This window comes from Paenibacillus sp. J22P277, assembly GCF_059383675.1.
This window is the reverse complement of the sequence record NZ_JBXENS010000010.1, coordinates 38977-61673: the sequence shown is the minus strand read 5'-3', so window position 1 is coordinate 61673 and position 22697 is coordinate 38977. Positions and strand designations below refer to the sequence as shown.

At 56.2% G+C, this 22697-nt stretch carries 21 protein-coding genes; 3 read left to right on the top strand and 18 right to left on the bottom strand.

The annotated features are described in order from the left end of the window. The gene (locus AC50YL_RS31275; RefSeq protein WP_161746198.1) at positions 1 to 315 is read left to right on the top strand and encodes a hypothetical protein; all 315 of its coding nucleotides are present in this window, start codon (positions 1 to 3) and stop codon (positions 313 to 315) included. Between the two features lie 94 nt (positions 316 to 409). On the opposite strand, the gene AC50YL_RS31270 is transcribed toward AC50YL_RS31275, so the two are convergent. The 9 genes from AC50YL_RS31270 to AC50YL_RS31230 form a co-directional block, all read right to left on the bottom strand. Beyond that, positions 410 to 1177: a YheC/YheD family protein gene (locus AC50YL_RS31270; RefSeq protein ID WP_494837226.1), complete on the bottom strand. Its 768-nt coding sequence runs from the start codon at positions 1175 to 1177 to the stop codon at positions 410 to 412. 352 nt (positions 1178 to 1529) lie between these two features. Continuing rightward, positions 1530 to 2168 carry a 2OG-Fe(II) oxygenase gene (locus tag AC50YL_RS31265; RefSeq protein WP_494837225.1) on the bottom strand — a complete coding sequence of 213 codons (639 nt, stop codon included), beginning with the start codon at positions 2166 to 2168 and terminating at the stop codon, positions 1530 to 1532. A gap of 211 nt (positions 2169 to 2379) precedes the next feature. Then, a complete protein-coding gene (locus AC50YL_RS31260) occupies positions 2380 to 4167 on the bottom strand; it encodes a S9 family peptidase (protein ID WP_494837223.1) in 1788 nt (595 codons plus the stop codon). Between the two features lie 260 nt (positions 4168 to 4427). Beyond that, positions 4428 to 5351: a DMT family transporter gene (locus AC50YL_RS31255; protein WP_494837222.1), complete on the bottom strand. Its 924-nt coding sequence runs from the start codon at positions 5349 to 5351 to the stop codon at positions 4428 to 4430. Positions 5352 to 5543: 192 nt separating this feature from the next. After that, positions 5544 to 7100: an ABC-F family ATP-binding cassette domain-containing protein gene (locus tag AC50YL_RS31250; protein WP_494837221.1), complete on the bottom strand. Its 1557-nt coding sequence runs from the start codon at positions 7098 to 7100 to the stop codon at positions 5544 to 5546. Positions 7101 to 7298: 198 nt separating this feature from the next. Continuing rightward, positions 7299 to 7886, bottom strand: coding sequence for an Hcp family type VI secretion system effector (locus AC50YL_RS31245; protein WP_494837220.1), 588 nt, complete (start codon positions 7884 to 7886; stop codon positions 7299 to 7301). A 311-nt stretch (positions 7887 to 8197) separates the two neighbouring features. After that, positions 8198 to 8434: a hypothetical protein gene (locus AC50YL_RS31240; RefSeq protein ID WP_494837218.1), complete on the bottom strand. Its 237-nt coding sequence runs from the start codon at positions 8432 to 8434 to the stop codon at positions 8198 to 8200. Continuing rightward, complete coding sequence (locus tag AC50YL_RS31235; RefSeq protein ID WP_494837217.1) at positions 8431 to 9012, bottom strand: TetR/AcrR family transcriptional regulator; 582 nt, start codon at positions 9010 to 9012, stop codon at positions 8431 to 8433. Before AC50YL_RS31235 ends, AC50YL_RS31240 begins: the two co-directional genes overlap by 4 nt. Positions 9013 to 9248: 236 nt before the next feature. After that, a complete protein-coding gene (locus AC50YL_RS31230) occupies positions 9249 to 10043 on the bottom strand; it encodes a TIM barrel protein (RefSeq protein WP_494837435.1) in 795 nt (264 codons plus the stop codon). Positions 10044 to 10399: 356 nt separating this feature from the next. Here AC50YL_RS31230 and AC50YL_RS31225 point away from each other — a divergent pair, with 356 nt between their 5' ends. Both AC50YL_RS31225 and AC50YL_RS31220 read left to right on the top strand, forming a co-directional pair. Further along, complete coding sequence (locus AC50YL_RS31225; RefSeq protein WP_494837434.1) at positions 10400 to 11050, top strand: hypothetical protein; 651 nt, start codon at positions 10400 to 10402, stop codon at positions 11048 to 11050. Positions 11051 to 11267: 217 nt separating this feature from the next. Continuing rightward, the gene (locus AC50YL_RS31220; protein ID WP_494837216.1) at positions 11268 to 12440 is read left to right on the top strand and encodes an alpha/beta fold hydrolase; all 1173 of its coding nucleotides are present in this window, start codon (positions 11268 to 11270) and stop codon (positions 12438 to 12440) included. A 79-nt stretch (positions 12441 to 12519) separates the two neighbouring features. Here AC50YL_RS31220 and AC50YL_RS31215 read toward each other — a convergent pair whose 3' ends face one another. The 9 genes from AC50YL_RS31215 to AC50YL_RS31175 all read right to left on the bottom strand — a co-directional run bounded on the left by AC50YL_RS31215 (position 12520) and on the right by AC50YL_RS31175 (position 22483). Then, on the bottom strand, positions 12520 to 12864 hold the full coding sequence (locus AC50YL_RS31215) for a YciI family protein (RefSeq protein WP_494837214.1): 345 nt from the start codon (positions 12862 to 12864) through the stop codon (positions 12520 to 12522). Positions 12865 to 13225: 361 nt separating this feature from the next. Next, positions 13226 to 13513: a hypothetical protein gene (locus tag AC50YL_RS31210; RefSeq protein ID WP_494837213.1), complete on the bottom strand. Its 288-nt coding sequence runs from the start codon at positions 13511 to 13513 to the stop codon at positions 13226 to 13228. Between the two features lie 83 nt (positions 13514 to 13596). After that, positions 13597 to 14355, bottom strand: coding sequence for a YdcF family protein (locus AC50YL_RS31205; protein WP_494837212.1), 759 nt, complete (start codon positions 14353 to 14355; stop codon positions 13597 to 13599). Between the two features lie 211 nt (positions 14356 to 14566). Continuing rightward, positions 14567 to 15865 carry a sensor histidine kinase gene (locus AC50YL_RS31200; protein ID WP_494837211.1) on the bottom strand — a complete coding sequence of 433 codons (1299 nt, stop codon included), beginning with the start codon at positions 15863 to 15865 and terminating at the stop codon, positions 14567 to 14569. Positions 15866 to 15904: 39 nt separating this feature from the next. Continuing rightward, positions 15905 to 18103, bottom strand: a complete 2199-nt coding sequence (locus tag AC50YL_RS31195; protein ID WP_494837210.1) for a serine hydrolase domain-containing protein — start codon at positions 18101 to 18103, stop codon at positions 15905 to 15907. A 72-nt stretch (positions 18104 to 18175) separates the two neighbouring features. Beyond that, positions 18176 to 18847 carry a response regulator transcription factor gene (locus AC50YL_RS31190; protein WP_494837209.1) on the bottom strand — a complete coding sequence of 224 codons (672 nt, stop codon included), beginning with the start codon at positions 18845 to 18847 and terminating at the stop codon, positions 18176 to 18178. Between the two features lie 291 nt (positions 18848 to 19138). After that, a complete protein-coding gene (locus AC50YL_RS31185; RefSeq protein WP_494837207.1) occupies positions 19139 to 20260 on the bottom strand; it encodes a TolB family protein in 1122 nt (373 codons plus the stop codon). 80 nt (positions 20261 to 20340) lie between these two features. Next, positions 20341 to 21798: a sensor histidine kinase gene (locus tag AC50YL_RS31180; RefSeq protein WP_494837206.1), complete on the bottom strand. Its 1458-nt coding sequence runs from the start codon at positions 21796 to 21798 to the stop codon at positions 20341 to 20343. Further along, positions 21788 to 22483, bottom strand: coding sequence for a response regulator transcription factor (locus tag AC50YL_RS31175; RefSeq protein ID WP_494837204.1), 696 nt, complete (start codon positions 22481 to 22483; stop codon positions 21788 to 21790). The genes AC50YL_RS31180 and AC50YL_RS31175 overlap by 11 nt, the downstream gene beginning before the upstream one ends. Positions 22484 to 22697 lie beyond the last annotated feature (214 nt).

The window sequence follows — 22697 nt, the reverse complement described above, 5'->3', positions numbered from 1 at the left end:
ATGAACAAGATCGAGATTCAGGACCCGAAGGTGGCCAGCAAGATCATCGCGGCGAATGCCGAGAGCGACAAGCGGAAAGCGGAGCTCGGCTTCCTCGGCAAATTCTTCGGCTCGGGCGAGAACGTGCGCCTGTACATCGTCGGCACGATCGCGCTCGGTATCTTGCTGATCGCCCTCGTCTATACGCTAATGCCCGATCGGTACCGGTCGGCCGACTTCGGCCTGAAGGAAATGTGGACGCTCTTCGTGCTCCCCGTCGAGTCGACGATCATCGGCTACTTGATCGGGTCGCGGTCCAAGGATGCCGGAAGCTGAAGCGGCCGAAGAGCGCCGCAGGCAAGGGCGCAGCTGCCATGGCCGGTCGCCCCCATGCCCCGAATGCGTTCTTCGAATGCCGCGACTCCGACGCTTATCTCGTTCGCCCGTACTGTCTGCCGTACCGCATCACGGTCCGGTGGAGCCGCTTGTCGCCAAGCGACTTGAGCGCATTGAAATTCGGCCGCGTGTTCACTTCCAGAATCCACAGCCGGCCCTGGCGATCGAGCGCCACGTCCAGGCCAAGCTCATTGAACCGGGTGCTGTGGCGGTCGAAGCAGCGCGCCGTCTGGCGGCCCAGCGTCCGCAGGCGCCGTTTGTACCGGTTGATCTGGACCGGGCTGCAGCCGGACCGGCGCAGCGTCGGCTCGATCAACGCCAGCTTGCCGCCTTGATGATAGTTCGTGACGACCTTGTTGCGCTTGCCCAGCTTGACGAACAAGGCGGAGGGCACCCATTTCCCGCTTCCGGACCGCTGCATCGTCATCCGTACGTCGAATGGCCGTCCGCCTGACGTCTGCAGGGTAATTCCCTTCTGCAGCAAGTAACTTCGCCCGCGGGCGATGCCCGTCAGCCGGCCGTACAGGGAACCGGCGGAGGATACCTTGAAGGTACGCATGTCTTTTTTGACGCTGAACCTTCGCGAAGACAACCGAACGATGCGCGCGATCCCGCTGCCGCCCGTTCCGTCCGTCGGTTTGAAATACACCGTCCTATAGCGTCCGGTCATCGCCATCAGCGACGAACGGCTGAACCGTCTTGTCTCGGGAACGAACCGTCTCAATGCGCGGTCCGCCCGCAACCATTTGGTCTTCGTCCATTTGCTCTTGACCGACATGCTGCCGCTGCCTTTTCTACGCATGCTGTTCCTCTCCTTCGCGCCTCTCGGAATAGAGTACTTCTCCGCTGCGGGAAAGGACACGGCAGGTATCACGGTCATGCCGGAGCGGAACCGGTTTATTGGGTGGAACTTGTTCCACCTCGAAAAGAACGGAGCATGGCGGAATTGCGCCGTGCTCCGTTTTTGTAAAGCGCGTATAGCGCCGGGCGGAAAGCATTTTTACGGCGCATCGCTTAAAGATACCCCCGGCGTTACTGCTCGCCGAGCCGTGCAGCTGCTTGCACATGCCAAAAGACCGCAACAACCACCTTAAATCGGCAGCATTTACGGCCTTTGTAAACTGTTCGACTCTCATGCGCATGATATCGGCGCCCTAGCGGACATCGCGATAGCGCTGCCTGCGCATCCACTGGGTCGCGACCCATTTCTCCCCGGCCGCGACCGGGTTTCCCGCATGCAGCGTGAGCTCGTTGAATCGGGGATCGTTATAGAAATACTCGAAATAAACGGCGCTCCCTTTTCTCGGCATGACCGTGAACTGAAGCGAGGGAAAATACGTTTCGCCGCCTTCCTCCACGTCGTTCAAGTACATCACCAGCGTGCTGATGCGATTGTTGACGACGTTCTCCGACGCGAAATAGTCCACATGCGGCCGATACTGCTCACCGGCTTGATAATGCAGGATTTGCAGCGGCTCGGCATGGGAGACCGGAATATGCATCAGCTCGGAGACGCGGGCTTCGACGGTTTGGATCAGTCCGTTCTCGCTTTCCTCGACGAACATGCCGCTGCTTGTCCGAATATCGCTGACGACGTGAGCTTTGCCGATCTTCGCCCGCTGCATCTTGTCCTGCGCGAAGCCGATCAGCGCCTCGCACTCCGCACCGCTTAAAACGTTGGCCAGGATCAGAATAAGCGGTTCCTCGATTCGGCCGATAATCGAAATTTCGCGGTCCGCCGTGCGGATTCTGTTTCCGCCTGCCTGTAAAATCGCCTGCTCTTTAATGCTCATCGTAGCATCCTCCATTCCGGAATGTTGAGGAAGAAGCGAATCAACATTAGGTCAGTCGTTTTACTAATTCTTCACGAAAACAGAAATCCCTTCCATTTCTTAAGATTGCAAGCCCCTCTATCTCTAGCCGCATCCGCATCCGCGCAACAAAAATACAGCGCGCGAAGGTCAACCCTCCGACGCGCTGCGGGTTCATTGCCATCCGACTCGCCTAAGCCTGATGTTTGTTCAAAAATTCCAGCATCCGCCGGTACACGGCGATTTCATTGCTTCGTTTCGAGAAGCCGTGCCCTTCGTCCTCCAGCACCAAATACTCGACGTCCGTCCCCTGCGCCTGCAGCGCGGCTACGATTTGATCCGATTCGGCCTTCACGACCCGCGGATCGTTGGCGCCCTGGATCACCAGCATCGGCTTGACCATATCCTTCAAGTAGGTAATCGGCGAATCCTTCGTCAGGCGCTCCTTGTCCCGCTCCGGATGGCCCAGCCAGCGCTCCATGAGCGGCTTCCAGTCTTCCGGCACGGAGTCGATGAACGTAAATAAATTGCTCGGTCCGAAGATATCGACCGCGGCCCGGAAGTAATCCGAATGCCGGCCGGCCAGAAGCAGCGTCATGTAGCCGCCGTAGCTGCCGCCTACGACGAACAGCTTGTCGCGGCTCGAGATGCCCTGATCGAACAACCAATCCATGCCCGCCAGGCAGTCGAGACGCGGTCCTTCGCCCCAGTCGCCCTCGACCATTTTGACGAATTCGGAGCCGTATCCCGTGCTGCCCCGGAAATTCGGCGCGAAGATGTTGTAGCCGTAGGCGAGCATGAACTGGAACATCGCCCGGAAGAACTTCCCCTCCGCCGCCTGCGGCCCGCCGTGCGGCCAGAAGATCGTATACCCGTTCGCCGCTTCGGCTTTGGCCAGGAAGAGCAGCGCTTCGATCTCCAAGCCGTCAAAGGACGAATACCGGATCACGTCCGGATCGACCAGATCCTCTTCGGACAGGCCGGTTACCCGGTTCTGCGTCAGCCGCTTCCATTCCCCGCCCGCATAGCTGTAGATGTTAAACGGCTGCACGGCGCCGCGTCCCAGCACGTATACCGTACCGGATTCGGCGACGACCGCCTTCTCCACGACATCTACCGGCAGCGCAACCGGAACGGCATCCCCGCCCGCAAGCGGCTTCGCGTACATCCGATGCTCCGTGCCGCGTTCCGTCCAGATGTACAGCTGCCCGGAAGCTTTGTGCCATTTGACCGAGGAGACCGCCTCGTCGCTGAATTGGCACACCACCGAATACGCGCGGCTCGCAAGACTGTATTGCATCACGTAGGCGAATTCGCTGTCCACGTCGGTGACGTACACCAGCGTCTCGTTGTCCGTGAAAATAAAATTGTGGCTGAGCTGCACCGCCTCCGGGTCCGGGGAAACGACCGTCTCTTCCCCCTCCGCCACGACGACGGCCAGCTGATGCGTATTGGCGAACGTCTTCAGCACGACGAACCGGTTCTCCTCCGGGCTGACCGCCTCCAGAAACGTCGGTTGTTCGCTGCCTTCGCGCAGCAGCTTGTCCGCTCCGGTCGACAAATCGAACACGCGCGCGTTCAGAAAGCTCGGATTCTCCCGCGAGGTCACGTAATATAGGCGTTCTCCGTCTGTCGTCAAATGAATCGCGTAAAACTTCTCCTGCGGCGTTCCTTCGATCAACGGAAGCGGATGCCCGCCTTCCGCCGGCAGGGCATAGATATGATAGTTCTCGTCCCCGTCCCGGTCGAAGCCGGCGAGAATGAAGCGTCCTAGCGGATCGACCTCGATCGCGTTCGCATTCTGGTTGTTGTACGTGAGCGGATAAGGATACGTATCCGGCAGATTCATCGCCCATAGATTCGGTTGACCGTTCAAATTGCTGCTGAAGATCAGCCTTTTCTCGTCCTTCGATACCGTAAAATCGCGAATGACGTACGTTTGGAAAAACTGCTCCACATCCGGTTTCGGAAATTGAATCATTCCTGCCGCCTCCCATGCATGAATGTTGTTCTCTCTCGACAGAACTTCTCTTGCCTACTATAATAAGCGATTCGGCACGGGAAGTCGAAAGGATCCTGCCAGGGTCCGAGATTGGCCCGGCATGAACAAGAACAACGGTTATCCGCTTGTCCCCGAATAGCAAGATCCCCCTCTGGAGCCGCATTGCGCGTCCAAAGGGGGATCTTTTCAACATTATTGACGCCACGCGTCGTCCATGCCGGACGGAGGCCGGAACGATGTTACAGGCTTCCGTCCTGCTTGGCGGCGCGGCGCCGGATTCCGATCTGCGGGAGCTGCGGCACGATCATGCCTGCAAGCATGAACAGGCAGCCGATGACGCCCCGTGCGCCCAGCACTTCATGCAGGATCCAATACCCGCCGATGACCGCGAATACCGTCTCCATGCTCATGATGATCGCCGCCTGCGTCGGATGCGCATGCTTCTGGCCGATGACCTGCAGCGTGTAGGCGATCCCGACCGAGCATAACCCGCCGTACAGAATCGGAATCGCCGCCTGCGACAAGCCGGTCACGTCGATCTTCTCCGTTGCCGCCGCCACGATGAAGCTGAGCGCCGAACACGTGACGACCTGAAAAAACGACAGCTTGATCACGTCCGCCGTACGGGAGAATTTGTCGATGATCAGGATATGCGCCGACCAGAAAAACGCCCCGACAAGCTCGAACACGTCGCCCTTGCCCAACGTCAAATCGCTTTTCACGCACAGCAGATACAGCCCGACCACCGCCACGACAGCGCCTGCGGCGCTGTTCAGATGCAGGCGATGCTTCAGGAATAGGCCCAGGAAAGGCACGATGACGATGTACAGCCCCGTGACGAACGCGGCCTTCCCGGCCGTCGTGTAGATCAGCCCGATCTGCTGCAGGGACGACCCGCAGAACAGGATCAGCCCCGCCAGGAACCCGGCAACGGCCGAGCCTTTGACGGACGCCCGGATCGCCGTCCGCGATTGTCCGGATCGCTTGTCCAGCCAGAGGATGAGCGGAATCAAGGATAATGCGCCGAGCGCGAATCGAACCGCGTTGAAGGTAAAGGGACCGGTGTGCGCCATCCCCTGCCGCTGCGCGACGAACGCGAACCCCCAGATGCAGGCGGTAATGAGCAGCAGCATACTGGATCTTAATTGTTGGTGTCTATGCATACGAAGTCGTCTCTCCCGGTCGTTCTGATCGAAATACCCCCTAACCATAACAAAAAAGCCGGCACCTTGATACAGGGATTTCCCGCCGGTTGGCCAACGTCTGCTGAAATAATCCATCCGAGTAACGGGCAAGGGCCGGGAATCTCCGCTAAGGAGGTTCCCGGCCCTTATAATTCCTCGACTACCTTTCGATTACCGCTGGCTCTGCATGGACCAAGCTTCGACATCCCACGTCTTGGTGACCCAGTCCTCGTAGAAATCCGGTTCGTGCGAGACGAGCACGACCGTACCCTTGTAAGCCTGCAGCGCGCGCTTCAATTCGGCTTTGGCGACGATGTCCAAATGGTTCGTCGGCTCATCGAACAGAATCCAGTTGCTTTCATGCATCATCAGCTTGCACAGCCGAACCTTCGCCTGCTCGCCGCCGCTGAGCTGGTTGAGCGGGCGCGTGATATGCTCGTTCTTCAGCCCGCAGCGGGCAAGCGCCGCCCGCACCTCGTGCTGGTTCATCGAGGAGAACGCATCCCATACGTCTTCCAGCGGTGTCATCGTCGGCGCCTTGGCTTCCTGCTCGAAGTACGCGGGCGATAAATAATCGCCGAGGTACGTCTTGCCTTCGAGCGGAGGAATCACGCCGAGAATCGTCTTCAGGAGCGTGGATTTGCCGACGCCGTTGCAGCCCACGATGGCAATCTTGTCGCCGCGCTCGATGACCATGTTCATCTTCGGCAGCAGCGGCCTCGTATAGCCGATGACCATGCCCTCCGTCTCGAATACGGTCTTGCCGCTCGACCGGGACTCCTTGAAATTAAAGGTCGGCCTGGCCGCTTCCTCCGGCTTGTCGATGCGGTCGATGCGGTCGAGCTGCTTCTCGCGGCTCTTCGCGCGTCCGGAGGTGGAAGCGCGCGCCTTGTTCTTCTGAATGAACTCTTCTTGCTTCTTGATATAGTCCTTCTGCTTCTCGTAGGCGTCGATATGCTGCGCCTTGTTCAGCTCGGACATCTCGAGAAACTTCTCATAGTTGGCCGAGTAACGCGTCAGCTTCGTGAACTCCAGATGGTAGATCACGTTGACGACCTGGTTCATGAAGCCCGTTTCATGCGAGATCAGCACGAAGGCGTACGGGTAATTTTTCAAATAATTCGTCAACCAGTTAATATGGTCTTCGTCCAAATAGTTGGTCGGCTCATCCAGCAGCAGGACGCCCGGCTTCTCGAGCAGCAGCTTGGCGAGCAGCACCTTCGTCCGCTGTCCGCCGCTCAGCGCCGTGACGTCGCGATCGAGCCCGATCGCATTGAGGCCGAGCCCGTTGGCCATCTCGTCGACCTTCACGTCGATGAGATAGAAATCGCCGATCTCCAGCTCCTCTTGAATCTCGCCCATGCGCACCAACAGCTGCTCCAGCGTATCCGGATCGGCATCGCCCATTTGCGCCGCGATGTCGTTAAGCTCCTCCTCCAAAACGAGCAGCGGCAAGAACGCGTCCTTCAGCACGTCGCGGATGGTTTTGCCCGCTTCCAGCTTCGTATGCTGGTCCAGATAGCCGTAACGCACGCGGGGCGTCCACTCCACCTTGCCTTCGTCCTTCAACAACTTCCCCGTCAAAATATTCATCAGCGTGGATTTGCCGGTCCCGTTCGCGCCGACCAGCCCGACATGCTCGCCGTCCAGCAAACGGAAGGACACATTGCGAAACAACACCCGATCGCCAAACGTATGCGATAATTGCTCAACCGTCAGCAAGCTCATTATTTTCTTTATCTCCATTCATGAATGTACCGTAGTGAAGTCCCGCCAACCGCGGGATTTGCCCGTTTCATTGTATCATAAAAAGCGCGGATTGAGACTGGCGATGTGCCTGGAGGCTTTTCCCGTCGCGGATGCAAAAACGGAGCATGGCGATAAGCTCGCCATGCTCCGTGCGGACTGCAAACGCTGCCGGTCGGCCTAACCGGCGATTTTCGTTCCTTTTCGGAGATCCCAGCCGAATTGGAGCGGCGGGAGCAGCGTGCCGTCCTTGCTCATCTGACTGTAGCTGTATAGAATGGTGCCGTATCCGAGAGAGTACGATTCAACGCCGTCCGCGAAGGAATAGGATTTCACCGTGACGTCGGTCAGCTCGATCGTCAATGGCGCTCCCTTGGCGGTCTCCGTCGTGAACGCGAACTTTGCCGTCTTGAGATGCTTGCCGGTGATGGCCGCGGACATCATGCCGAGCGAAGCGGCGTCCGTTCTCTTCGCGAATTTGATATCCTCGAACATCGTCTTCGCGGACGGCGAAGCGGCGGATGCGGATGCCGTTCCCACGGAAACGATATTGAATGCCACGTCTTCCACCGAAATCCACTTCTCGTAGCCTCTGGCGACGGACTCTCCGGAAATGCCGTCCAACTGCAGATACACGGTTTGCGCCGAGAATTGCGGCTCTGCCGTCGCCTCCGAGCCTCCCGTCAACCCGGCTGCCAGCGCGATCGCGCAGACGATCAGGAGCGCGGCGACTTTCTTGAACTTGCCGGCGAACGAATGAATCATCATAATCCCCCCATGTTTACGTTCGGATTTAAATACTCATTTCGCGCATCTGAGATTGAAGCCGGAATATTAGATACATTTTGACGCAAATATTTTAATAATGATACAAAATGTATTATATAGGATAGCAGCGCCTGCTGTAAATGAAGTTCTGCCGCGCTTGTACCTGTCCGAATTCGAGCATCTGCGCCGAGAAGCGTCACGATTATCGGTCGTCTCGCCAACGACAAGAACCCCCTTTGGATGCTCGACGAAGCTCGAAGGGGGTGCTTGCTATGTCCGTATATCCGTGACAAACCGTCCACGCACCTGCGTTAGTCGGACTTCCCGGACGCAATCCCCTTGGTAAAAGTTACAAGCGCAAGCCCGATGACCAACATAGCCGCCCATGCGCTAAAGGAAGGCCATCCTTCCGGCAGCAATCCGAGGAAACGGTAAGTCAGCGTTTGGCCGGATGCGGCCCGGATTAACGGCTGAACGACCGTCGCCAGCCCGATGAGACTCAGGATGATCCCCGTTACCTGCAGACCGTCGTTTTGAATCTTCTTCATGACAGATCCCTCGTTGTCGCGAGCATGAACGCGCGAATCGTTTCTTGAACCGCCGCTTCCAAATCCGCGATTTGGTTCAAGGCGATCCTCCCGCTTAACGCGTCGATCGCGCTCCGGACGAACACGGCCATCCATTCGGGCGAGAAGGAGCCGAAGCTCTTTTCTTCCTTTTGCCCGTACTGGAAGATCTCGATGAGCGGCTGATGGATGAGGTTGTCGTTATCGGTGAACGCCAGCTTGCCGTCCTTGTTGCGATGGTTCGCGATGATATACATCATGGCCAAAGTCCGGGTCCGGTTGTCGGCCACAAAGCGCATATTGGCGTCAATGTAGGAGCTCAGCGCTTCGGGAGCCGATTTATCCATGACGATACGGCTGGCCATGTAGTCGGCCGCATCGCGAAAATACGTTTGCACGAGCTCGGCTGCGATCAGATCCTTCTGCGCGAAATGATACGTGACTACGCCTTTGCTGATATGCAGCCGTTCGGCGATCGCGCCCAGAGAAAACCCGGCATAGCCGTGCTCGGCCAAGAGCCCCTGCGAGGCCAGGAGAATGTTTTCCCGCGTGTCTTTCATGGCTTCTCCTTCGCTCCGCCCCGGTCCGGCGGTCGTTTTCTTCATTTTAGTACGATCGAGCTAGAAAGTAAAAGGTTTTAGTACGATCGAGCTAAATCGGCTATAGCGCAGGTGATTTGCCGTTTGAGAATGAACATAACAAAACCCGCTTCGCGCCGTAATGGCGTAAAGCGGGTTCTTTGTCGCTCCGGCTTGTCATCCGCGCACGGAATGCCATGACGCGGCACCGATCCCGCCTACTCGGCGGCGATCCGGTCTTCCGCTTCCACTTGGGCAAAATAACGCGCGCTGTCCACCATCGGCGTGCAATCGGAATGGTCCCCGGCCAACGTAATCTCGAAGATGAAATCCTTTCCCAGCACGTGCGGCTTCACCATGCGCCAATCGATTCTTCCCTGGCCGAGCGGCAGCGAATCATGTTCGATCCCCATGCTATCCACCAAATGGTAATACCGGGCGTAAGCTTGCGTTCGTTCGAGCACGTCCCGCAGCCTCCCGTTATCCCCGCCGCATGCGATAAACGCGTGACTCACGTCGACGTTGAGCGGAAGCTCGAGCGGCACGATCAACTCATCGATCAGGTAGGGATTGCCGTAAGAGAACAGGCCTTCGGTCGAATCCTCCCATACGAACACATCCCGCGCGTAAGCCGCGACGGCACGAATTTCTTCGCGCAGTAGAACGGTACGTTCCCGTGTAATATCCCTGCAGCTGTCCGTCCGGGAGTAATGGGCATGGATGACGCACGCGGCGCGTTCTTCTCTGCAGATGCGCGCAAGCAGTTCGGAGGATTCATGGTAATAGCGACGGACATCCGGGTTGCCGCTCAAGATGTCCAGATACTCGCCTTGGTACCTCGGCGGATGATGCAGATACGGTTTGACGCCGCGCCGATGAAGCTGACGGATGCGGTCCCGAATGAGGTCGGGGGACTCGAGGTCTTCTTCGCTCAAATAGAATTCCATGATATCCGGGTCGTACGACAGCCGGTTGTCCACGTTCTTCTGCTCCAAATTTCCCTTTAAACGCATATAGTTCACTTGTCCACCTCCGCTTCCCATCTTACCGCAGCCATGTAAATAGAAGATTATCGTCCGCCGCGGCTCCTGTTTTCTTTTCGCGAGCGAGGATGATTTGCCGCGGGCATGTTATACCTTCGATCATAATAATTATAGCGCCGACTTGACTGCTTCTTGGGTAATTTTCCATATTCAAACAAAAATATTGAATCCGCTCGAACAAAGCTCGCGCGAATGGTCTCTAACTCTATTGGGGGCAAATATACCAGATATCTCTAGTTACTCACCCACGCCGAGCCTATCGGTTCCGAATATGTTGTGAAAGCTCACACACTATTCGAATCGAGGGAGTGACAGCTGTGCCCGGAATGTTACGCACCGTCAACGGAACGACCACCCTTTTCGCCACGGCAAGCCTGAAATCCAAGCAAGAGGGCATATTAAGCGCGAACATCGAATTGGTCACGAATCCCAGCCGCGGCGTCTCGGACTTCTTCCTGAACATCACGCAGAATGCCTGCAACGTCGCCACGATCAAGATCCAATCGCTGACGCGCACCAGCAGCAGACTCACCGCTTCCTTCGGCAAAGCGGTAAAGGGCGCCTCCAGCGCCAACATCCTTCTCCGAGATAAGAACGGCAAACTCACCGCCAGAGGATTCATTAATAATAAGGCGATCGTGCCCATCAAATTCGGTTGCGGCTGCAGGAATGGCTGCTCGTGCTCGGATTCGACCAAAGTCCGATTCAAAGACGGCACGACCTTGAAGGTCAGTATCGACCGTTCGCTCGAGCTTGCCCTTAACCGGCTGTTCGCGAAGCTCGCGCGCGAGATCAAGAAGCTGGTTTCCCGCCAAAGCACGCGCCGGCGCAGAGGGGCGGCGGCCGATCCCGGCTGCAGAGATAATTGCGTTCGGATCGGCAACGCTTGCCGGGCCGCTTGCGGCATCTTCGCCGCCTTATGCGCGCCGATCTGTTTTACCGCGCAGACGGTCTGCATCATACAATGCGGTTTTTGATGGCGCTAACCATTCCGAGCGCCTAGCGGATACGACGGCTTAATCGAATACAGAGCAGCGGCGGTTATCCCGCCCTACTCTGTATTTGCTCGTTGTCTGCCCTGTCTTAGCGTCCCGGTTATAACTTCCTTTACTGGGTAATATAGCCGAAGCGACGGCCGCCTCGGATTAAACTGCGCGCCACGCAAACCCATTCGGCAACTTGGAGGATCATATCATGGGCATTCAACGTTCGGCTATCCTATACGCCGTGCTTTGCGGCACTCTGCTGCTCGCAGCCGCGCTCCCCGGACAAGCTTCCGCTCATCCAGCCCCGCAGACCTCACGAGTAAATCCCACGCCTGAATCGACAACGTCTCGGCATGGACAAGCCGCCATCGCCGCCGTACAAGCGGATGCATGGTTTGACGATTATAAATTTCGCAGCGGCGAAACGCTCGAACGCCTGCGCATCCACTACGCGGTTATGGGAATGCCGCACCGCAGCGCCGAAGGCGACATCGATAATGCCGTTCTCGTTCTGCACTGGACCGGCGCCGACAGCAGAGCCCTTCTCGCTCCGAACTTTCGGAAGGCGCTGTATGATCCGGGAAAGCCGCTCGATGCCCGGCGTTACTATCTGATCTTCGTCGACAACGTCGGGCATGGGCTATCGAGCAAGCCGAGCGATGGCCTCAAAGCCGGCTTCCCCAACTACGGCTACGGCGACCTGGTCGACCTGCAGCATAAGCTCGTCACCGAAACCCTGGGCATCAAGCGGCTCCACGCCATCCTCGGCATGTCGATGGGCGGCATGAACGCTTGGCAGTGGGCCGAAGCTTATCCCGACGCCATGGACGGGGTCATGCCGGTCGTGTCGTTTCCGATCCAAGTATCGGGCCGCAATCTCTTATGGCGGCATATCGTGACCGATGCGATCCGTTCCGACCCGGAATGGATGGGCGGAAATTATACGAACCCGCCTCGCGGCTGGCTGCAGAGCTATGCGGTGCTGCGAATGATGATCGACGGCGTCGCCCATCTGCAAGAGACCTTGCCGGACGGTGCCGCAGCCGACGAATTTATCCAAGAGACCCGCAAGCAAGCGGCTCGGATCGACGCCAACGATATGCTGTATTCGCTGAAATCGTCTGCCGACTACGATCCCGAGCCCGGCCTCTCTTCGATCAAAACGAAGCTGTTCGCGCTTAATTTCTCGGACGACGAATTCAATCCCGAAGAGCTCCACGTCCTCGAACGCCTTGTCCCTAAGGTCAAGAACGGCCGTTTCTTCGTTCAGCCCGGATCTCCGATATCGCGGGGACACCTGACGATGGCGCAGCCCGAGCTGTGGTCGCAGCATGTCGCCGCATTCATGCGCTGGCTTGACGATCCGCAGCAGGAGAAATGAAGATGAACCGATATCTGAACCTTGCCATCAGAATCATGAACGGTATCCGGCAGCATGACTCGTATTCATCCCATGACTGCTACATGGCCGGGAGGTTTTGTCTCACTTCGATTGCGTTTACGGGAGCGCGGGCCGCCCACGCCAGCGCGGCATCCAAATCCGGTACTTCGATAACGAATATACCGCCAAGCTGTTCTTTCGTTTCGGTAAACGGTCCATCCTGCACGAACATCGTTCCGTCGCTTCGCTTTACGGTCGAGGCCGTCTCCGGCGCATGCAGGCCGAACCCGCTGACACCCACCCCCGAATCGCGCAAGGCATGAACGTAATGCGACCAACCGGCCAGATACGCCTGCTGTTTCTCCGGATCCTGGCGAGCAGCGAAATCCTCCGTACTTTCATAGAACATCAGTGTGAATTGCATGCTTCAAGCTCCTCTCATCGATTGAATGCTTATTGGACCTACGTACTTATGTCGATTTCGGAAGACGGATTTCTACATGCCGATAAAATTTATTGGTGTGGCGTAGACAATAAGGACATCGCCTTCTTAGTAGGCTAGCGTTTCCGATTAACACATTCGATCCGCGCCAGGATTCCCCCTCTATTTCGGCGACTCCATACTCCATTTGCGGCCATAAAAAAGAACACAGCGATTGCCGCGCTGTGCTCGTATTGGAAATTTCCCTGCTGCCGGAAGGCTCCCGGTTCGTTCTCGTCCGCTGTCGCGACTCCATTCCCCGCATCACGGATCCAACCACTCCGGCGGCCCTCACGAACGACCGCTAGTCCTCAACCGATACGCCGTACTTCTCCGCGACCTTCAACAAATGACTCTCGACGTTCTCGTAGTCTCCGACGTTGTTGCTTGCGATGACGACCGGGTCGTCGATCCCTCTGATGTGCAGCTCGATGCTCTTCACGTTGACGGTCCATAGCAGCTTCCTGACGGAAGACGCTTCCTTCTTCAAACGGTCCAGCCTGCTGTACTCGATTCTCCTTGGCGCCTTTTCCTTCTCGAGCGTCAGCACCATTTCCGCGGCATCCAAGTTAATATCCACCACTTTCGGCATGTCTATCACCTCCAGACGGTTTCCTCAGGATGAAAGCTGATGTTTCCATCCCCATTGTATGATGCGAATGCCGAAATATACCTTTACCTATGAAACAATGCGGACGCCGCGATCCCCAAATACTCTCTCAAGCAAGCGCTGATGCTGTCCATTGCGGTAGAGGATGGACTCCATTTGTTCAACGCGTAGCTCGCGCGCCGGCTTACTTTATAGTCGTCCGGGTAAGGCACGACGGCGATCCCCGCTTCCCGGAAATCCATCACCGACCGCTTCATATGAAAAGCGGACGTCACGAGAATCGGCTTCGTCAAATGCCGGCGCGCCAGCAGCTCCCCCGTGAACGCGGCATTCTGCGACGTATTCAAGGAACGGTTTTCGACCAGGATCCGGTCCGCCGGCACCTTCAGACCGATCAGCTGCCGCTTGGCGATCTCCGCCTCGTTGCCGCTGTCGGCAAACACTTTCCCGCCCGAGAACAGGATGGGCAGTCCCGTCTGCTGGTACAGCCTCGCGGCGGTCAACAGCCGATTCCCGGCCATTCCGTACAGGTTGCCGACCCCGTCGATATCCGGCGTATCGACGGTGGCCCCGCCGCCCAGCACGACGATGACATCGCCCTCCGCCTTGCTCGGAGGCGCATAGCTGCTCTCCAGGCTGCGCATGAGACCGTCGCTGATCGCGCTGATGCTGCACAAATAGAGGACCAAGGCGAACGCAAACGCCCCGATCGCCGGCGCTTTGTTGCGCTTGATCCACAGCCATACGCCGGCCGCCAGCAATAAGACGATGAATATGCCCGGCGGCAGCACGAAGCTGTATAGAAATTTAATCACGTAAATCAAGAGGATCACTTCCTTCCGTCCGCTGGCCTAACCTGCTAAACGACGCATTTAATATCCTAAAACAACCCCGCTGAGCATCGCTCTCCGCAGGCTTAAAGTCTATTTCCTCTTACTATCCTTTATATAATATATCAGCAGCATCTAGCCTCGCATAAAAAAACATCGCCGGGCTCGGATAAAAGCCATGACGATGCAGATATGCTACATGCGATTAAATGTCTGCCCGCCTTTCTACATGGCCGCCAATCGCCGGAAAACGAATCGTAACCGTCGTGCCATGCCCTTCTTCGCTGCCAATGTGGACGGTTCCCTGATGCTGCTCCACGATCCAGCGTGCAATAGATAGCCCTAGACCCGCTCCATGACCCCCTTTGTTTCTAGCGGAATCCCCCTTGTAGAAACGATTAAAAACAAGCGGCAATTCGCGTTCCGATATACCCGCTCCATTATCCTTGACGGTTACGAGAACCGATTTCCCCCGCCTAACGCACGCAAGTTCGATTTGCCCGTGCTCCTGCGTGAATTTAATCGCATTGTCCAACAAAATCATGAACAACTGCACGAGTCGATCCTCATCCCCATTAATGAGCAGTTCCGCACCTTCGATATGCAGTCGTAACCCCAACTGCTTGTAATCCATAATCGGCTCCATATTGCGTGTAATCTCTTTCATGATTCCGTCAACTCGCACGGGTTTGCACGAGATGACTTCCTCATGCGAATCGCCTCTTGCCAGAAGAAGCAGTCCTTCCGCCATGTTGATCATTCTTTTGGTTTCTTTCAGAACGGATGATAGTAGAACGCTTTCTTGCTCGATCGTATGATCGGGATGGCGCAGCAATAATTGCGTTTGCCCTCGGACGACGGAAAGCGGACTCCTTAACTCATGAGAAGCATCTGCAATGAATTGCTGCTGCTTGTCCCAAGCCTTCTGAATCGGAATGAGCGCCCTTCTGGCCAATGCGTACCCCGCGATTATCGACAATAACGCGCCTATCCCTATTCCGATACCGATGCTCCATAACAACCGGTTCAAGTAATACGCCTCGGCTGTAATTTCCGTAATGAGCTGAACGGTTTTCAAGGGCGTGTCGGACAGCTTTTCGATTTCCGGCAAGTTACCCGGATAGGGCCTGCTAACGAATCGATAGGTTTTCCCGCCCATTCGTATCGATTCGGGCCCTCTGTGGTCTTGTTTCTCCCGGAGGATCGAACTCAGTTCGTAATAGGGTCTTTCATAATAGACGCTTTTAATCAAAACATCGTGGAGATCCCACCAATAATCCAAGATAAAACGTTCCGGTTTATTCGAATCGACGTTAATGATTTGCTCCCCGGTGCTCAGGGAAATCTGACGCATGTGATCGATATCAAACACCAGCAGACGGTCAATGTCCGTATACATCTTATAACGCGCCAGCCCATATAACGCTCCCCCCAGCATGACGAACAAGCAAAATACGATCGCACTGTTCCAAATCGTCATTTGTAGCAGCGTTCGTTTGATCATACCGGGGTTTGCGCTCCTTTTTATTTCGTATTCACGACGTTACTGCGCGGAAATCTCGAACTTCGTGCCGGTATCTCCGGCGAAAACAATGGATCCTCCGGCGGGCAGCGAGATCTGATCCTTGCCTCCGATGACACTGAAGTAGAGGCATGTTCCATTCGCATCATAAACGGCAAAAGAGGCATGCAAGGACTTGCTTACCTTAACGATCTTGCTCCCGTCCTCGTCTCCGATCGTGTACCACTTCGCGTATCCGCTCGGCGGAATCGTAACGATGGACTGCTTTGCGACGTTGAAGGACTTCACGGCGTCCTCGTTCACGAAGATTCTGCCGCCTTGATCCAGATACTCGACGCCGTCCTGCGTAAAGAACGTTAAGCCCGAGAGATCCCGCCCGTTCATTCCCGGAATCTGCAAGTCGGAGACGGCGGTATTCGGGCCTGTTATCCGCTTATCCAACACGTACCCCGGCAATTGTTTCGATATATTCAATTGGCTGGGCGGCAACACCAAATACATGAGCGACGTATACTTCTCTTTCACTGGATAATAGTTCTTGCCGTCGCGCTGCATCCATGCTTCTTTTGTCGCTGCCGGAAGATTTTGCGGCTGGAGCTTCTCGGCGGAGTACATCGAAAAGGCCGTCTGCCCGAGACCCGCTAACGAGGCGTATTGACGAATCCATAAGTAGGTGCGTCCGTTATCCTCCGTCACGAAGCTGATCCTCGCATTCCCATCCGTACTTCGGAACGTGTTGTCCGCCGAATACGCGTATCTTTGGGTTGGATTATTGGGCGACTGCTCCGAAGTAACGGACATGTCGCCGTCTTTGGTAATCGCGACGTTGATCGTTGCGCTGCTCGCACCATAAATTCCCGAATACTGCAGCATGGACGCCGGCATGACTGCCTTTACCGGCGCGCCGTATGACTTAACAGGCTTGAACTCGGCAATTGTCCCCTTCTCCTTCAGCGCCTGAAGCAGGATATCGTTCGCCAGCAGCTCGTCGTTCGTGCTGCTACCGCCGGAAGTGACGACGGCTGCCGCCATGTCCGCATCGGGAAGCACAACGAGCGATGCGTGATAGAGCTGCGTATCCCCGCCTTTGGTCAGCGCCTTCATCCCGTATTCGCTGAAGGGGTACAGATTGACGCTGTCCCAGCCGAGACCGTATTCGAACGAGTTATCCGCATCGTCAGGCCATAGAGGCGTCTTGTACTCGTCTTGCGTCATCGCCGCAGCCGAATCGCCGGACAAGACTTCTTCCGCTTCCCCCGTGAAAACTTTCGAGAATCGAACCAAATCTTCCGCCGTGGAATAAATGCCTCCCGCTCCGATCACGTTGACCGTCTCGTTGGGTAGCTGCCCTATGTAGGTCGGATAATAGAGCCCTGCCATCTTCGCCGCGTTCGGAGAATCGAGCGGCGTCTCCGTATTGGCCATACCCAGAGGTTCGGTAATATACCGATGGATATAAGAGGTAAAGTCCATGCCGCTGACACGTTCGACCAGAATCTCCGCCAGCGTAAACCCGTCATTGCAGTATACCGAGTAAGCGCCCGGGTCCGCCTTCAAGGTCTGTCCGGCCAGTTGCTTCAGCAGCGTGTCGTGGGCGTAAGTATCGTGATCTTCGAACAAGAAAGCATCCGTGAACGACGATCCGTTCAAGCCGGAAGAATGATTCAGCAGCATGCGCGGCGTAATCTGCTTGTAGCGTTCATCCTTCATCGTAAACGCGGGGATATACTGGACGACCGGCGTATCGAGATCGAGATTCCCTTGATCGACCAACTGCATGACGGCAACCGCGGTAAACATTTTACTCGTCGAGCCGATCCCGTACATCGTGTCCTTCGTGAGCGGCCTCTGTCCCTGCTCGTCATTTTTGCCGGATTGACCGGATACGACGATATTGCCATGATCGATAAGGGCATACTGCACGCTGCTCGCGCCGTAAGTAGCGGTGAGGAGATCGGCCTTAGCCTTGGATTGTTTCCCGGTTACTTCGTAGGTAATCAAGGCCTCGTTCGAAGGCGAGTCCATTGCCGCCGTCGGCACGGTTATCGGAACGGCGTTTGGCCCAATCACCTCGGATGTATTCAACTTCTCTGCCGTGTTTTGCGTCTTTACCGGTGCATTGTTGTCATCGCAGGAGGTTAACAGCAGACACGAAGACAGCGCAGCTCCCAATAGGAAGGTCAACCGAGCGTGCTTAAACACCTGTCTTAGACGGCTCATGAATCGTATCCCCCTCATCTAAGTATAAAGAGAATATAAGGGATGAACCTTTGATTTCCCTTAGAAAAACGACTACATTTTGAGTCTGTAGCCCAAACCTCTTACGGTTTGGATCAATTGATCCGCCTGCCAGGGGGACAGCTTCTTTCGAAGATAATGGACATACAGCTCGACGATGCCGATTCCCGCTTCCGAATCGAGCCCCCATATCCGGTTATAGATTTGCTCCTTCGTCACGATCTGCCCTTTGTTCATGAGCAAGTACGCCAGCAGTTCATATTCCTTTTCCGTTAGTGTCAGTTCCTCTCCCTTAACCGTTACCACTCGGTTTCTGACTTGAATGGCGATCGTTCCGTAGCTGAGCTGCTCTTCTTGGTTAATCTTGCCATAGCGGCGCAACAGCACTTTGACTCTGACGATCAGCTCTGGAATCTCAAATGGCTTCACCACATAATCGTCTGCTCCGATCGTTAATCCCTTTACCCGGTCGTTCAATCCGTCCTTCGCCGTCAAACAAAGGATCGGAGTATCCACCTTCAGCCTCCTAGTCTCTTGGATGAGCGTAAATCCATCGACCTTGGGCAGCATCATATCCAAAATAATCAGATCGAACTCACCGTACAATGCCTGATGCAAGCCTTCTTCTCCGTTATGACACTCCGTAACCTCGTGCCCCTCATCCTGCATAACCCTCGCAATCATATACGATATCGCCATATCATCCTCTACGATCAGCAGCTTCATAGTTCCTCCATGTGGTGGACGTGTATGAGGATAGGGTACCATATTAAAATTTATTTGTGAGCACGGTCGAAACAAATATTTCCAATAGCCAGGGTCCAATTGTTGACTCCTCATTGACTCCGGAACATAAAAAAATACATCGCCAGGGCGTATATGCCACTGACGATGTATTCAACCTTAGCGGAACATTATATGTTTTTCGATTCTTATTGAGCATCGGTCGCAAGCGGATTCCCCGCACAACCAAACCAATCGCTCCAGCTTCCTGATATGCTTATTGCCGTTATTATTTTATGGCTGCAAGGAAGTCTGAATCTCGACGACGGTGCTGTCGTAGCCGCTGCCGTTCCATACCGAGTAGGACAGCTTGTCGCCCGAAGCGCTCCACGAGGAGTCCGCGGCGTTCTCGACGTCGGCAGCGATCCGGGTCGCTTCGTCGGACAATAGATCATAGACGTACATGCCTTTGACCGCCGCGCCGTTTACTTCCGCTTGCATGCTGTACGCGATCAGCCGTTGATCCGCCGACCAGGAGATGCCGCCAAGCTCCGCGCCTTCCGCGATCGTCTTCGCGTTCCCGCCGTCCAGATCGCACAGCACGAGCTTCGCTTTGGAGCCGTCGTATTGCTTCACCAGCAGCTGCTTGCCGTCGGGCGAAGGAATGACGCTGCCCACGGAACCGAGCCCCATATCCTTGGTTTTCTTGGTATCCAGGTCGAGCACCTTCAGCGCTTCGTCCGCATTGGAGTTGTAGTAGATGCTGCTGCCGAGTTTGGCTACGATAATCAGCGCGCCTTTGTTCAATTCCTCCAGCGCGGCGATATCGCCTGTCGCGGTTGCCGTGTAAGCACCGCCGGCATACGAAGCACCGACGATGGTGCCATCATCCGCCCATGCAGCGCTCATCGCGCCTCCGATGGGATCGCCCGCCAGGCCGAACGACTTCAGCGTTTCCAGATTCAGCACATAATATGCGGGATCGCCGAGCGTATACGCCTGGTAGAGCAGCGACTTTTTGTCCGGCGACAAGCTGGCGTTCCCCAAGAACACGTTCGCCTGTTCCTTCAGCGGCACGAGCTCCCCGGTCTTCAGATTGAATCGGTACAAGCTGCGCGGATAGGAATCCGATAGTTCCTCCAGCTTCATCTTCGGCAAGGAATCGTTCTCCTTGGACACAATGACCGTATCCTCGTCCAGCCAGTCGAAGATTTCCACCTTCTCGTACGTCTTGATGCCGCCGACCGTGATGGCCGGACCGGCCGTCGGCGTCTTGCCTTCGTTATCGATCACCGTGATGGTTTTCCCCGGCTCATGAATGACCTGGCGGTTCCCTCCGTTATTTTCGCTGCAAGCGGTGAGGGCAAGCAGCAATGCGGGTACGCATGCCATGATGGCTAATTTTGTTCTGTTCAATGCGATCGCCTCCTTGATGCTTACAATACCGATTGCATATTTCGAATGAACGAAGGATTGTTTCCAAGTTGTAAACAATCTTATCGAGATAGACAAGGGAACGTGAGTCGAAATGTCGTGCCGCCGCCGTCCGAATTCACGAGGGAGATGCTGCCTCCCTGCGTCTCGGTATACCGCTTCGCCAGCGACAGCCCCAGTCCGGCGCCGCCGTACGCCCTGGATCTGTTCTTGTCCACCGTGTAGAACGCGTCGAAGATTTGATCCGCGACCTCATCCGGAATGCCGATCCCCGTGTCGGCTATGTCGATGACGACCTCGTTGCCGCGGACGAAGTTGCTGACGCGGATGCGGCCGTCCGCCTTGTTGTATTTGATGGCGTTGTCCAGCAGGTTCGCAAGCACGATATTCATGTAATCCTTGTCGGCTTCGATATAGGCTTCGTGCAAATCCGTCTCCAGCGCGAGGCCGAACTTCTCCGCTTTCCCCTTCAGGCAGTCCAGCGCCGACTCGATCGTCGCCCGTACCTCGAGCTTTTCCTTGTTATACTCGAAATCGTACTTCTCCATCGCGGACAACTGCAGCACCTTCTCCACCATCTCGTAGAGCCGCTGCGTCTCTCCGGCGATATGGGTCTTGGCCGTGGCCAGCAGTTCCTCGTCGTCCGGATACATGTCGAGCAGATCGAGATAAGCTTTAACGGACGTGAGCGGCGTCTTGAATTCATGCGTGACATTGCCGATGAATTCCTTCTGCTGCCGGTCCAGCTCCGATAGCTTGCGCACCGCAAGCGCCAGCTTCTCCCGCTCCTCGTCCTTGTCGCGCATCGTGGCCATGAGGCGTTCGCTCATGGCGGCAATGCCCGCGCCGAGCTCCCCGATCTCGTCCCTCCGCTTCATGTGAGGCACCGCAAACTGTCCCTCCCGGATACGGCCGACCGTAACGTTCAGCTTGATGATGCTGCGGGCGAAGGAGTTGAAGAACCAATACCCCAAGAGAAAGCTGAGCACGAACACGCCCGCGCCGATATAGATGAACAATCGCTTGATCTCGTCGTAGAAGGCCTGATGGTCTTGGAGCGAATAATTGAACTGGACGACGCCGACCTGCTTGCCCTCGATGCGCAGCGGGGTTAAATAATACATGGACGCCCCTTCCACCAGATAGGCGGTCTTGTTCTCCAGCGCATACGCCAGCGTCTGCTTGATGCCGGCGGATGGAGGAGCAGCATTCCTCTTCCCGATGACGGCGCCGCTCCCATCGTACAGGACGACGGGCTGCCCGCTGATCTGCTCCAGCTGCTTGGCGAACGCCGCGCCTTCGGTCTCCAGGAAGGTCTGGGGCACTTTATTGGACTGCTCCAGGATGGATTGTCTGAAGTAGACGTTCGCCGTGTCGGCTTGCTGGGCGAGGAGCCGCTCCGTCTGCGCGCGCTGATTCCGCTCGATGCCCTGCAGGACCAGCAGGCTGAGCACGAATACCGTAAGCAGCAGAAGCAAGGCGAGGAACAGGCTGAACTTCAGCTTGATGCTAATCCTCACCGTGTCCTCCGGACGCCCTGTAGCCGATGCCGTGGACGGTCTGGATCATGTCGCCGTAGTCGGGTCCCAGCTTCTTGCGCAGCCGCTGCACATGAATGTCTACCGTACGCGTCCCGCCGAAATAATCCATCCCCCACACCAGGTCCAGCAATTGCTCCCGTTCGTACACCCGGTCCGGATTGGCGGCCAGCAGCGCGAGCAGATCGAATTCCTTGGGCGTCAGCTCCAGCTTGCGTTCGCCCGCCATCACCGTCCTGCGCGCGACATGCACCTTCACGCCGCCGAGCTGAAGCTCCTTCGGCTCCTTCTTCTCTCCGGCGGCCTGTATCCGTCGAAGCAGCGACTTGAGCCGCGCGAGCAGTTCCCGCATGTCAAAGGGCTTCGTTATATAGTCGTCGGCCCCGAGCTCCAGCCCGAGCACCTTATTCACGATGTCTTCCTTGGCCGTCAGCATGATGACGCCCATGCCGCCTTTGTCCTGCAGCTTCTTCAGCACGTCGTAGCCGTCCATGCCCGGCAGCATCACATCGAGAATGATGGCATCCGGACGCGTCTCGCCAAGACGCTTCGCGGCGATATCCCCGCGATCGATGACCTCCACCGCGTAGCCTTCGCGCTTCAGGGCATAGGCGATCGCGTCCGCGATCGCTTTCTCGTCTTCGATGACCATGATTTTTGCTTGCACGGCTTCGCACCTGCCCCGTGTTGTTATTGTGCTTTTATTATAAGGGTATTTGGGAGTGGAACCAAAATTCGATTGTGTAGGGGACCGTTGCGTGTTGGCTTCTTGTCGGTGGCGTACAACGCAAAGAAGTACATCGGCCATATGGGCGATGTACTCCGTTCATCTATACATACACCTAAGCTTGGTCTCCGGTCTCAACTGGATTCCCCGCGTA